At 70.2% G+C, this 12559-nt stretch carries 11 protein-coding genes; 4 read left to right on the top strand and 7 right to left on the bottom strand.

The features are described from left to right. Positions 1-61: 61 nt before the first annotated feature. Positions 62-2224 carry a 3-hydroxyacyl-CoA dehydrogenase NAD-binding domain-containing protein gene (locus FHX45_RS21480; protein WP_167104929.1) on the bottom strand — a complete coding sequence of 721 codons (2163 nt, stop codon included), beginning with the start codon at positions 2222-2224 and terminating at the stop codon, positions 62-64. A gap of 2 nt (positions 2225-2226) precedes the next feature. Beyond that, on the bottom strand, positions 2227-3438 hold the full coding sequence (locus FHX45_RS21475) for an acetyl-CoA C-acetyltransferase (RefSeq protein ID WP_167104926.1): 1212 nt from the start codon (positions 3436-3438) through the stop codon (positions 2227-2229). 127 nt (positions 3439-3565) lie between these two features. Here FHX45_RS21475 and FHX45_RS21470 point away from each other — a divergent pair, with 127 nt between their 5' ends. Together FHX45_RS21470 and FHX45_RS21465 are read left to right on the top strand one after the other, a co-directional pair. Continuing rightward, positions 3566-4741 carry a TetR/AcrR family transcriptional regulator gene (locus FHX45_RS21470; protein ID WP_167104923.1) on the top strand — a complete coding sequence of 392 codons (1176 nt, stop codon included), beginning with the start codon at positions 3566-3568 and terminating at the stop codon, positions 4739-4741. An 80-nt stretch (positions 4742-4821) separates the two neighbouring features. Further along, positions 4822-6123 carry a glycosyltransferase 87 family protein gene (locus tag FHX45_RS21465; RefSeq protein ID WP_167104921.1) on the top strand — a complete coding sequence of 434 codons (1302 nt, stop codon included), beginning with the start codon at positions 4822-4824 and terminating at the stop codon, positions 6121-6123. 436 nt (positions 6124-6559) lie between these two features. On the opposite strand, the gene FHX45_RS21455 is transcribed toward FHX45_RS21465, so the two are convergent. From FHX45_RS21455 to FHX45_RS21440, 4 genes are all read right to left on the bottom strand, one after another. Beyond that, a complete protein-coding gene (locus FHX45_RS21455) occupies positions 6560-7072 on the bottom strand; it encodes a hypothetical protein (RefSeq protein ID WP_341771557.1) in 513 nt (170 codons plus the stop codon). A 90-nt stretch (positions 7073-7162) separates the two neighbouring features. Next, complete coding sequence (locus FHX45_RS21450; protein WP_167104918.1) at positions 7163-7687, bottom strand: DUF3558 domain-containing protein; 525 nt, start codon at positions 7685-7687, stop codon at positions 7163-7165. 6 nt (positions 7688-7693) lie between these two features. Then, positions 7694-8158 carry a hypothetical protein gene (locus tag FHX45_RS21445; protein WP_167104916.1) on the bottom strand — a complete coding sequence of 155 codons (465 nt, stop codon included), beginning with the start codon at positions 8156-8158 and terminating at the stop codon, positions 7694-7696. A gap of 70 nt (positions 8159-8228) precedes the next feature. Beyond that, complete coding sequence (locus FHX45_RS21440; protein WP_167104914.1) at positions 8229-8759, bottom strand: hypothetical protein; 531 nt, start codon at positions 8757-8759, stop codon at positions 8229-8231. Between the two features lie 96 nt (positions 8760-8855). Between FHX45_RS21440 and FHX45_RS21435 the strand changes: the two genes are divergently transcribed. Beyond that, on the top strand, positions 8856-10154 hold the full coding sequence (locus FHX45_RS21435) for an acyl-CoA dehydrogenase family protein (RefSeq protein ID WP_167109286.1): 1299 nt from the start codon (positions 8856-8858) through the stop codon (positions 10152-10154). Positions 10155-10173: 19 nt separating this feature from the next. Continuing rightward, complete coding sequence (locus FHX45_RS21430; protein ID WP_167104912.1) at positions 10174-11382, top strand: acyl-CoA dehydrogenase family protein; 1209 nt, start codon at positions 10174-10176, stop codon at positions 11380-11382. Between the two features lie 84 nt (positions 11383-11466). Here FHX45_RS21430 and FHX45_RS21425 read toward each other — a convergent pair whose 3' ends face one another. Next, entirely contained in the window at positions 11467-12507 is a 1041-nt protein-coding gene (locus tag FHX45_RS21425; RefSeq protein WP_167104910.1) for an alpha/beta fold hydrolase, read from the bottom strand. Between the last annotated feature and the right edge of the window lie 52 nt (positions 12508-12559).

Below are 12559 nucleotides of genomic sequence, written 5' to 3'. Positions count from 1 at the left end.
TGCGAAGCGCAGAAGACAACGGCGCCCTCCCCGTTGCGGGGAGGGCGCCTCGTCGTCCGTCCTATTCGAACTTCTCGCCGGCTTCGGCCTTCTTCACGAGCGATTCCGGCGGCTGGAAGTGGTCACCGTAGCGCTCGGCCAGCTCGCGTGCCCGCGCCACGAAACCGGGCAGGCCGCCCTCGTACTGGTTGATGTACTGGATGACACCGCCGGTCCACGCCGGGAATCCGATGCCGAAGATCGAGCCGATGTTGGCGTCCTGCACCGAGGTCAGCACGCCCTCGTCGAAGCACCGGACCGTTTCCAGGGCTTCCGCGAACAGCATGCGTTCCTGCAGGTCCTTGAACGACACGTTGCCGCTGCCGGACTTGAACGCGTCGCGCAGCCCGGGCCACAGGCCGGCGCGCTTGCCGTTCTCGTCGTAGTCGTAGAAACCGGCACCGCTGGAGCGGCCCTTGCGGTCGAACTCGTCGATCATCCTGTTGATGACCGCTTCGGACGCGTGCGACCGCCAGGTACCACCGGCCGCCTCGATCGCCGCCCGCGTCTCCTCCCGGATCTTGCGCGGCAGGGTCAGCGTCAGCTCGTCCATCAGCTGCAACGGCGGCGCCGGGTAGCCGGCCTGGGAACCCGCCTGCTCGATCGACGCCGGCTCGACACCCTCACCCACCGCCGCGACCGCCTCGTTGAGGAACGTGCCGATCACCCGGCTGGTGAAGAAGCCACGGCTGTCGTTGACCACGATCGGCGTCTTCTTGATCTGCAGCGTGTAGTCGAAGACCTTCGCCAGGGTGGCGTCCGAGGTCTTCTCCCCGCGGATGATCTCCACCAGCGGCATCTTGTCCACCGGCGAGAAGAAGTGGATGCCGATGAAGTCCTCCTGCCGCTGCACGCCCTGCGCGAGGCCGGTGATGGGCAGCGTGGACGTGTTCGAGCCGAGCACGGCGTCCGGGTCGACGATGTTCTCGATCTCGCCGAAGACCTTGTGCTTGAGTTCCTGGCTTTCGAACACCGCCTCGATCACGAAGTCGACACCCGCGAAGTCCGCCGGGTCGGCCGTCGGCTTGATGCGGGCCAGCAGCGCGTCGGACTTCTCCTTGGTGGTCTTGCCGCGGGACAGGGCCTTTTCCTCGAGCTTGACCGCGTAGCCCTTGCCCTTCTCGGCCGCCTCCTGCGACACGTCCTTGAGCACGACGTCGATACCGGCCTTGGCCGACACGTACGCGATCGCGGCGCCCATCATGCCCGCGCCGAGCACACCGACCTTCCGCGCCTGGTACTTGTCGTACCCGTCGGGCCGGGAGCCGCCGGAGTTGATGTGCTGCAGGTCGAAGAAGAACGCCTTCGTCATGTTCTTCGCCACCTGGCCGGTGACCAGGCTGACGAAGTACCGGGTCTCGATCCGCGTCGCCGTCTCGACGTCCACCTGCGCGCCCTCGACCGCGGCGGCCAGGATGGCACGCGGCGCGGGCATCGGCGCGCCCTTGATCTGCTTGCGCAGGTTCGCCGGGAACGCCGGCAGGTTGGCCGCGAACTTCGGGTTGGACGGCGTGCCGCCGGGCATCTTGTAGCCCTTGACGTCCCACGGCTGCTGGGCCCCGGGGTTGGCCTTGATCCACTCCTTGGCCCTGGGCAGCAGCTCGTCCACAGTGGACACGACCTCGTGCACGAGACCGATCTCCAGCGCCTTGGCCGGCTTGTGCCGCTGGCCCTGCACCAGCACGTTCAGCACCGCGCTCTGGATGCCGAGCAGCCGTACGGTGCGCACGATGCCGCCACCACCGGGAAGCAGGCCCAGGGTCACCTCGGGCAGGCCGACGACGGCGCCCGGCACGTCCGCGACGATCCGGTGGTGCGCGGCCAGCGCGATCTCCAGGCCACCACCCAGCGCGGCACCGTTGATGGCCGCGACGACCGGCTTGCCGAGGGTCTCCAGCTTGCGCAGCTGGGCCTTCATCTCGTTGGTGCGCTCGGTGATCTCGGCCGCCTGCTCGGGCGTGGCCTGGATCAGGTCGCGCAGGTCACCACCGGCGAAGAAGGTCTTCTTCGCGGAGGTCAGCACCACACCGCTGATGGAGTCCTGTTCGGACTCCAGACGCTCGACGGCGTTCGCGAAGGACTCGCGGAAGTCGGCGTTCATGGTGTTGGCCGACTGGTTGGGGTCGTCCAGGGTGAGCACGACGATGCCGTCGGAATCCTGGTCCCAGCGAATAGTGTTGGTCATGATCACACCCGCTCGATGATCGTCGCGATACCCATTCCGCCGCCGACGCACAGCGACAGCAGCGCGCGCCGCGCCTGGCGCCGCTCCAGCTCGTCGACCATGGTGCCGAGGATCATCGCACCGGTCGCGCCGAGCGGATGGCCCATCGCGATCGCCCCGCCGTTGACGTTGACCTTCTCCTCCGGCAGCTTCAGGTCCTTCATCCACTTGAGCACGACCGACGCGAACGCCTCGTTCAGCTCGAACAGGTCGATGTCGTCGGTGGTGAGGCCGGCCAGGTCGAGCACCTTACGGGTGGCCGGGGTCGGACCGGTCAGCATGATCGTCGGGTCGGAGCCGGTGATCGCGGCCGCGGTGATGCGGGCACGCGGGGTCAGGCCCAGGTCCTTGCCGACCTGCTCGTCGCCGATCAGCACCAGTGCGGCCCCGTCGACGATGCCCGAGGAGTTGCCGCCGGTGTGCACGTGGTTGATCTTCTCGACCCAGTGGTACTTCTGCAGCGCGACCGCGTCGAACCCGCCGAACTCGCCGATCCCCTCGAAGGCCGGCTTGAGCTTGGCCAGGCTCTCCAGCGTGGTGCCGGGCCGGCGGTGCTCGTCGTGGTCGAGGATCGTGACGCCGTTGACGTCCTTGACCGGCACCACGGACTTGGCGAAGTAGCCGCCGGACCAGGCCGCCTCGGCCTTCTCCTGCGAACGGACCGCGAACCGGTCGACGTCCTCGCGGCTGAAGCCCTCCATGGTGGCGATGAGGTCCGCGCCGATGCCCTGCGGCACGAAGTAGGTGTCGTAGTTGGTGGCCGGGTCGGTGAACATCGCGCCGCCGTCGGAACCCATCGGCACGCGCGACATCGACTCGACGCCTCCGGCGATGATCAGGTTCTCCCAGCCGGAGCGCACCCGGGCCGCGGCCTGGTTGACGGCCTCCAGTCCCGAGGAGCAGAAGCGGTTGAGCTGGACACCGGCGACGGTGTCGGGCAGGCCGGCGGCCATCGCGGCAGCGCGGGCGATGTCGCCGCCCTGGTCGCCGACCGGCGCGACGACACCGAGGATGATGTCGTTGATCGCGGCCGGGTCCAGGCCCGGGTGCCGCGCCTGGAGCTCGTGAATGAGTCCGGTCACGAGGTCGATCGGCTTGACCCCGTGCAGGGATCCGCCCTTGTTCTTGCCACGGGGCGTCCGGATCGCCTCGTAGATGTATGCCTCGTTGCTCACACCGACGGTCCTTCCTGCTTACTGCATCCGTCTGGGTCTGACGCTAATGGCCACTAACATAGTCCTACTGAATCCCCTGGTGTCAACCGCTTGCGCCGCTTCTCACTCCGGCTAGAGTGGCATCACCATGTCGAGTACACGCCGCCGTCCCGACCGCAAGGACCAGCTCGCCGGCCTCGCGGCCGAGCTGTTCCGCGCCCGCGGCTACCACGGCGTGGGCATCAACGACATCGCGGCGGCCGCCGGCATCACCGGGCCCGCCGTGTACCGGCACTTCGCGGACAAGCAGGCGATCCTCGCGCATGTGCTGCTCGGCGGCGTGCGGGAGATGGAGGAGGCGACCGCGGCCGCCCTGTCCAGCCTGCGCCGGCCGGACGGCGCGCAGGTGGACCGGCTGCTGCGGGGCATCGCGGAGGCGTCGGTGGAGCGGCGGGACGTGGCGGCGCTGTGGCGGTGGGAGGGCCGCCACCTGGCGCCGGCGGACCAGCGCGAGATCGGGCGGCGGTCGGCGGCGTTGCTGGCGGCGTGGGCCAAGGAGCTCATGAACGTGCGCGACGACCTGGAACCGGCGGACGCGGAGCTGCTGTGCTGGGCGGCGATGAGCGTGTTCGGCAGCGTTTCGGTGCACCGGACGTCGGTGGCGCGCAAACGGTTCGCCGAACTGCTGGCGGCACTGGCGCGCCGCGTGCTGGACGTGCGGCTGCCGGACGTGCTGGATCCGCCCACGGCCGCGTCACCGGGGGTCGGTGTGGTCTCGCGGCGCGAGCAGATCCTGTCCGCGGCCGCGGAGCTGTTCCAGCGCGCGGGTTTCCACGCGGTGAGCATGGAGGACATCGGGGCGGCGGCGGGCATCGCGGGACCGAGCGTGTACCGGCACTTCTCCAGCAAGGCGGCCCTGCTGGGGGCGATCGCGCGCCGTGCGGCCGACCGGCTGCTGCTGGACGCCGAGCGGGTGCGGCTGGGCAGCGCCGACGAGACGGAAGCGCTGCGCGGGCTGATCGACTCGTACGTGCGGGTGCTGACCGGTTCGGCCGAGCTGGCGGTGTCGTTCTCCGCCGACGCGGTCACCTACGCCGAGGAGGAGAGCGCCGAGCTGCGGCGCATCCAGCGGGACTACGTCGCCCAGTGGGTCGGCCTGCTGGGCGCGGCGCAGCCGTCGCTGAACCCCCGCGAAGCGAAAATCACCGTGCACGCCGCGCTGACCATCGCCAACGACCTGTCCCGCACCCGCCGGGTCAACCAGCGCCCCTGTCTGGCGGGCGAGCTGCGGGCCCTGATGGCCGCGGTGCTGGACCTGGGCTAGTGGCGAGCTCGCAGCGCGGGATTTTTGGGAGGATGATCACTGTCGCGCAACAGTGACCGCCGCCCGGCGTCGTAGGGGCCGTGAACGAAGCTGGGGTCCGAGGGGCGCATCCCTCGGTACGGGGGATCTGGTTACTCGCGGAGCTGCTGGCCGCCAGGCGGGTGCTGGTCGCCGCGGTCGTCGCCGTGGACGTGCTCGCCGTACTGCAGGTGCTGACCACCGACCCGGGCAACCAGGGGGACCTCGCGGTCTACCAGGAGGCCGGGCGGACCGTGCTCAACCACGGCCCCCTGTATGCCGACACGCTGGTGAACGAGTTGTGGTTCACCTACACCCCGTTCGCGAGCCTGGCGTTCACTCCCCTCGCGCTGGTGCCCTACCCGGTGGCGAGCCTGCTGTTCACCGCCCTGCTGATAGTGGCGCCGCTCCCGCTCTGCCTGCTGATGGTGTTCCGGGCCCTCGGCCTCGACCGGTATGCGTGGTTGCTGACCGGGATCGTGTTCGCGCCGGCGCTGCTGTTCCTCCAGCCCATGCGCTACACCCTCGGTTACGGCCAGATCAACATGGTGCTGATGGCTCTCGTGCTTCTCGACTGCCTGGCCAAGCAGCCGTGGTGGCCGCGCGGCCTGCTGGTCGGCATCGCCGCGGCGATCAAGCTGACCCCGCTGGCGTTCCTGCTGTTCTTCCTGCTCAACCGGGACCGCAGGGCGGCACTCGTGGCCGGGCTGACCTTCGCGGCCGGTGCGGTCGCCGGGTACCTCGTCCTGCCGGTCGACTCGATGTCCTACTGGACCTCGGCGATCTTCCGCACCGACCACATCGGCCCCGTCGACATCGCGGGCAACCAGTCCCTGCGCGGAACCATCGCGCGGCCGGGCACCGGCCTGGTGTGGCTGGACAGCACCGTGTGGCTGCTGGCCTGCCTTGCCGTGCTCGTCGTGGCGGTGCTCGGGATGAGACGCGTACTCGCACAGGGCCAACCGGCCCAGGCGGTGGTGCTCAACGCGTTCGCCGCCCTACTGGTGTCGCCGATCTCGTGGTCCCACCACTGGGTGTGGTTCACGCCGGCGATCGTGGTGCACGCGGTCCTCGGTCTGCGCGGCGGTGACCGGACGATGATCCGGCTGGCTCTGGCCGGCGCGCTGGTCGCGGTAGCACCCTCGATCGACGCGGTCACCAACGCGGTCTTACGCATCAGCCCGTTCGTGCTGTACGCGGGGGTAACGCTGGTGCTCGCCGCGTGGCCGCGAGCCGACCACGAGTCTGCCGCGAGCCCGTTCGGCGGACGCCGCGACCGGGGCCGAGCCTCCCGCATCGACAGTGAGTTCCTCGGACAGCCGCCGGCCGAACCGGTCAGCGACCACGCGCCTGCGGTCGGGTGATCAGGCGTCGAGCAGGCACTGGCCCGGATCGGGCTCGGGCCCAGGGCGCCGCGGCCGGCACTGTTCCGCAGGAGTGTTCGGCGTGTCGTGTCGCTGAGGGGAGCCATCCGGAACGGGAGCCGGGGTGAACGGGACACGAGCCGGGTATGCGTGCTGCTCGACCGACGAGCAGGACGTGGTCGGTGCAGACCGAGCAGTTGCCGGCGCCGGGGGGTCGAGCCGGAGCGGATCCACCTCGACCGCGGGTTCTCCGGCACCACCCGCACCAACCGGGCCGGGCTGGACCAGGCGCTGCCGACCTGCGTGACCGCGGTGCGCTGTTTTCGGTCCGTGGGCGCTCTGTGCGCCAGGCACACAGTCCTGGAAACGCCCGAGACACCGCGTCCCTGTTCGCGGCCCAGCTCCACGCCCATGATGGCCGCGGCCTGGAGCTGGGCTAGCCCCTGGGGAGCAGCGGCTCGAGCTTCGTGGCGAGCTCCTGCGCCGCGGTGCACACCTGGGCCCGGACTTCGGACCGCGTGATCGACGCGACGACCAGTGCACGGGCGTGCTCACCGACCGCCAGAGCGACCTCGCACATGCCATTGGCCGCGGACCCTGTCCGCAACGCCTGTCGACCGTTGATCTGCAGGGAAGCCGCTCCCGGTCCCTGAGCTTGGAGCTCGGCCAGACCCTGGACCGGATCGATTGCGAGCGCGAGGGCGCCGTATTCGCTCTTCGACGCCACGCACTCGTTCCGGACGGTCTTGCGTTCGCCGGGCTGGAAACCCTGACCGGCGAGCAGCTGATCGAGCACGGCGCAGGCATCCAGCGAGCCCAGCGCATCCCGGGTGCTGGTCGTCGGCGGTCCGGGAGCCGGCGACGGGCTGCCGTTCACGGTGGCGGTGCAGGCGGTCAGTCCCACGGCGAGACCCGCCAGGAGGCCAACCATGCCTGCGCTACGGATCACCGGTTCCCCCAATCCTTGACGCGCCCGAGATACTGCCTGACCGTTCGCGGCCGAGCTGCGGGCTTCGGTACCCCCGGTCCTGGACCTGAACTAGCCCCTTGGCAACAGCGGCTCGAGCTTCGTGGCGAGCTCCTGCGCCACCGTGCACACCCGTGACTCATCCGTACCCGAGATCACCGCCGTCGCCATGGCACGCGCATGCTCACCGACTTCGAGTGCGAACTCACACGATCCCTGACCTGTCGGCTTCCCCTGGACGGCTCTCCGTCCGTTGATCTCGACGGGAGTCGCGGCGGGCACCTGTGCCTGGTAGTCCGCCAAACCCTGCACCGGGTCCAGCGCGATACCTCGCGCGCCGTAGTCGATCTTCGTTGTGACGCACTCGTTCCGCGTAGTTTTGCGCTCCCCCGGATCGAACCCCTCACCGGTCAGCAATCGGTCGAGGAGCGCGCACGCATCCAGCTTGCGAAGCGCTTCCTGCGGGTCGACACTGTTCCGCGACGCCGATCCTGCTGCTGGTGCTGGCGATCCGCTCACCACCGTCGAGCAACCCGCCGTCACCAATGCCACCGCCATGCCGGCCACAACGCCAGCGAAGCGCACCATACGGGTCACGTGTCCTCAATCCCTGAACTGCCGGAGCTGCTCTCGTGCAGCGGTATCCGCGGCATCGTAGTTGCGCATCGCCACATCCAGCGCAGTCAGAAGGTTGTCCAGACCCTGCATGAGAGCGCGGAAGACGGGCACCAACGAACGCTCGTCCGAGTCCATGGCTTCGCGCAAGTGCTCGGCCACGCGGCGCGCGTATGCGTCGTCGCCAAGATTCGGAGCACGCTGGAGGTAGCTGACCCGCAGTTCGAGCCCCTCGAACTGCCTCTTCGCATTCGCGATCGCGTTCCGCAGGTGGGTGCCGGTTTCCTCGTCGACCGCCCACTGGCCGGCTTGCGCTTCCGCCAGCATGTGTTTCGCGCCGTCGGCGAAGGACCTCGCCTGTTCCGGGCCGCCGATGGCGCTGGTGATCGCGGATGCCACCGACTGGACCGGGCTCTCGCTCGAACTCACGCCGTCCCCCTGGTCACCTGTCACTCACGCACGGTACAACGGGGCGCACCGGCTGCGGCCGGCTTCCCGCCAACTGCACAACGGTGCGGGGTGATCACGAGCTGGGCAGGAGCTGGCGCACCAGTGCGTCCGCGGCCCACTCCGTCCAGTCCTCGGTGCTCCAGCCGCTCTCGTGCACCAGCAGGTGGTAGACCTCGGGCGACAGGGTCGCGAGCGCGATGTCCGCCGCGCGCCGCGCGGAGATGTCACCCCGCAGCGGGGTCTTCGCCACGAGGGAGGCGGCGAAGGCCTGTATCACGGTGCGCCGCTGGTCCAGGTTGGCCCGCCACATCTCGGCGATCTCCGGATCCACCGCCGCGACCGACCGCACGACCTCCAGGACCGGGGCGACGCGGGCGAAGATCGCCGCCGCGCCGGTCACCATCAGCCGCAGCTGCGCGGCGGGCGGCGCGGCCATCGCTTCGGCTGCCGCACTCGTCGTGGCCGTCGTCCTGGTGGCCGTCGCCACCTCCGAGCTGAGCGTGCTCAAGCTGCTGGGTGCGGCGAACTGGTGGGCACCGGAGCGGCTGCGGCGCTGGCACGACCGCTTCGGCCTGCGTGACGGACCGGCCGGGGTGGCGATCACGCACGGGGATGCGTTAACCTACTCACGAGTAGGTAACGGCGATGGGAGTGCCACGTGGCAGCGCTCAGGCAGAACGGCGGCCGGAAACGGGACGTGATGGGCCTTGGCCTGGCCGCCCTCTCCCGGCTCGCGGGCAGCAGGACCCTGGAACGCGCCGGGCTGCGCGAACCGGTGCAGAACCTGGTCGCGGCGGCGACGAGGAACGGCTTCAAGGTCGCGGGCGCGGCGAGCCGGACGTTCACCTCGGCCCGCCGGCACCGTGGTGCCGGGACCCGCCCCGCCCCGGCCGAGGACCAGGGCCTGTTCGACCTCACCCCGACCGAAGACCAGCGGATGATCGTCGAGACGGTGGGCGAGTTCGCGGCCGAGCAGCTGCGGCCCGCCGCCGCCGGGGCCGACGAGAAGCTCAGCCCGCCGGACGGCCTGCTCACCAGGGCCGCCGAGCTGGGCGTGACGCAGATCGGCATCCCGGAGGAGCTGGGCGGCGCCGGCAGCGAGCGGTCGGTGGTCACCAACGCGCTGGTCGCCCAGGCTCTCGCGCACGGCGACCTGGGCCTGGCCGTCGCGGTGCTCGCGCCGTCGGCGGTCAGCAACGCACTCGTGCTGTGGGGCGACGCGCAGCAGCAGGCGGACTACCTGCCCGAGTTCGTCGGCGAGAACGTGCCGGCCGCGGCGCTGGCCCTGCTGGAGGGCAAGCCGCTGTTCGACCCCTTCAGGCCCGCCACCAAGGCCCGCCGCACCCCCGGCGGTTATCAGCTCGACGGCGTCAAGTCGCTGGTCCCGCGCGCCGCCCAGGCCGAGCTGTTCGTCGTGTCGGCCGACCTGGAAGGGCGCGGACCGGCGCTGTTCCTGGTCGAGTCGTCGACCGCGGGCGTGTCCGTGGAGCCCGAGCCGGCCATGGGCCTGCGTGGCGCGGCGACCGGCAAGCTGCACCTGGAGCAGGTGCCGTTGCCCGCGGGCGCGCTGCTGGGCGGCGGCTCGCCGGAGGTGTTCGCCGAAGCCGTCCGCCTGTCCCGGCTGGGCTGGGCCGCGCTGGCCACGGGCACCGCGAAGGCCGTGCTGGACTACGTGATCCCGTACGTGAACGAGCGCACCGCGTTCGGCGAGCCGATCAGCCACCGGCAGGCCGTGGCGTTCTCGGTCGCGGACATCGCGATCGAACTGGAGGGCATGCGCCTGGTCGTGCTGCGTGCCGCGGCACGGGCCGAGCAGGGCAAGCCGTTCGCCCGCGAGGTCGCGCTCGCCCGCAAGCTGGCCACCGACAAGGGCATGCGCATCGGCAGCGCGGGGGTGCAACTGCTCGGCGGGCACGGGTTCGTGAAGGAGCACCCGGTCGAGCGGTGGTACCGCGACCTGCGTGCGATCGGTGTGCTCGAAGGCGTCGTCCTCCTCTGACAAGCCTGGGAAGGTCATCATGATCAATCTGGAAACCCCGAAGAAGGCCCGGGCGCTGATCAACCAGGCGTACCAGGCGGCGTCGGAAGTGCTGCGCCCCATCTCCCGCAAGTACGACCGCGCGGAGCACGAGTACCCGGTCGAGCTGGACATGTTCGCCGCGGTGCTGGACGGGCTGAACTCCTCCGGCGAGGGCGGCGCCGGCGCCGCGGGCGTGCGGCGCAACGAGAAGGAGAAGGAGACCGGGAACCGCAACGGCGGCAACCTGGCGACCGTGCTCGGCACGATCGAGATGTGCTGGGGTGACGTCGGCCTGCTGCTGTCGATGCCGCGGCAGGGGCTGGGCAACGCGGCGATCGCCTCGGTGGCCAACGACGAGCAGCTCAAGCGGTTCGCGAAGGTGTGGGCCGCGATGGCGATCACCGAGCCGGGCACCGGTTCGGACTCGGCGAACATCACCACGACGGCCACCGAGGACGGCGACAGCTACGTCCTCAACGGCGAGAAGATCTTCGTGACCTCCGGTGCCCGCGCCGACGCCGTGGTCGTCTGGGCCACTTTGGACAGAAGCGTCGGCCGCGCGGCGATCAAGTCGTTCGTGGTGGAGAAGGGCACGCCGGGTTTCGAGGTGGTGCGGCTGGAGCACAAGCTCGGGATCCGCGCGTCGGACACGGCGGTGCTGCGGTTCGACAACTGCCGCGTGCCCAAGGAGAACCTGCTGGGGTCGCCGGAGATCAACACGTCCAAGGGGTTCGCGGGGGTCATGCAGACCTTCGACAACACGCGTCCCCTGGTCGCGGCGATGGCGGTCGGCCTGGCACGTGCGGCATTGGAGGAGACGGCGCGAATCCTGGCGGAGGCCGGCGTGGTCGTCGACTACGACCGCCCCGCCCACCACCAGCACGCCGCGGCGGCCGCTTACCTGGAGCTGGAGGCCGACTACGAGGCGGCGTACCTGCTGACCCTGGAGTCGGCGTGGATGGCCGACAACCGCAAGCCGAACTCGCTCCAGGCGTCCATGGCGAAGGCGAAGGCCGGCCGGTCCGTCGTGGACATCACCCTGAAGTGCGTGGAGCTGGCCGGCACCCTCGGTTACACGGAGGAGATGCTCCTCGAGAAGTGGGCGCGGGACTCGAAGATCCTCGACATCTTCGAGGGCACCCAGCAGATCCAGCAGCTCATCGTCGCGCGCCGGTTGCTGGGGAAGACGAGCGCGGAGCTGAAGTAGCACGGTGCGGGAACACCGCCGGGTGCACCGGGGAACCCGGCGGTCACCGCGCGCCCGCTCGGGACGTCACCCGCACGTGGTGCGCTAGGACGACAGCTGCTCGTCCAGGAACGTGTCGATGTGCCGCCACGTCGTGTCCCGGGCGCGGCGGCCGGTCAGCACGCCCAGGTGCCCGCCGGGCGCGGACTCGAACCGGACCTCCGGCGCGTTCTCCAGCAACGTCACCAGGCGCTCCACGGCGCGCCGTGGGGCGATCGTGTCGTTGCGGCCCGCGATCACCAGCGTCGGCACCTTCACGCCGGACAGCGAAATGATCCGCCCGTTGAGGTCCAGCCCGCCCTCGACGAGGTCGTTCGCCCGGAAGAACCGGTGGTACATCTGCCCGAACGTGCGGCCCGGGTAGGCGATCATGTTGTCCATGAAGTGGTCGACCGCCTCGATCTGCGCGAGGTAGTCCCGGTCACCCAGGTTCTGCAGGATCGCCAGCGGCTTGGTGAGCTGCTTGTCGATGCCCGTCGCCCAGAACACGCGCTCCACCACATAGGACGGTGCGCCGCCGAGCATCCGGTACAGCGGGGTCAGCAGATAGCCGCCGGTGATGTCCACCAACGGCCGGAACGGCGCGACCAGCGGGATCGCGGTGAAATCGACCGGCGAGGCCACCGTGGTGATCGACTGCACCGGCAGGTCGGGCCGGTCCGCGGTGGTCAGCAGGGCGAACAGCCCGCCCAGGCACCAGGCGACCAGGTGCACGCGGCGGCCGCCGGAGTCCTCGCTGACCTTCCGGATCGCTCGCGGCAGCACCTCGTCGATCCAGTGCTCGATACCCAGTCGCCGGTCGGCGAAGGCGACCGTGCCGTAGTCCACGAGGTACGTGCGCCGGCCCCGCTCGACCAGGTGCTCGGCGAGGCTGCAACCGCGGCGGAGGTCGAAGCACAGCGCGGGCGCGGCCAGCGGCGGCACCAGCAGGACCGGGTCGCCGTCCGCGGACGGCGTCATCCGGTACAGCGACCGGTTCGGGCCCTGGTCGACCAGCACCCGCGGCACCGGTCGCAGGTCGGCGAGACCGCCGCGCAGCACGCCGAGCGCGTTGGCGGCCAGCGCGGCCACTCCGGGAACCACCATCTACCTCGAAACTCCGTTCACAGCCCGGGATCCTGCTTGCCGGATCGACGGT

Origin of the sequence: Amycolatopsis granulosa, from assembly GCF_011758745.1 — a bacterium.
Lineage (GTDB): Bacteria > Actinomycetota > Actinomycetes > Mycobacteriales > Pseudonocardiaceae > Amycolatopsis_E > Amycolatopsis_E granulosa.
Note: the sequence above shows the minus strand (reverse complement) of the source record. Positions and strands in the feature narration are given on the sequence as shown.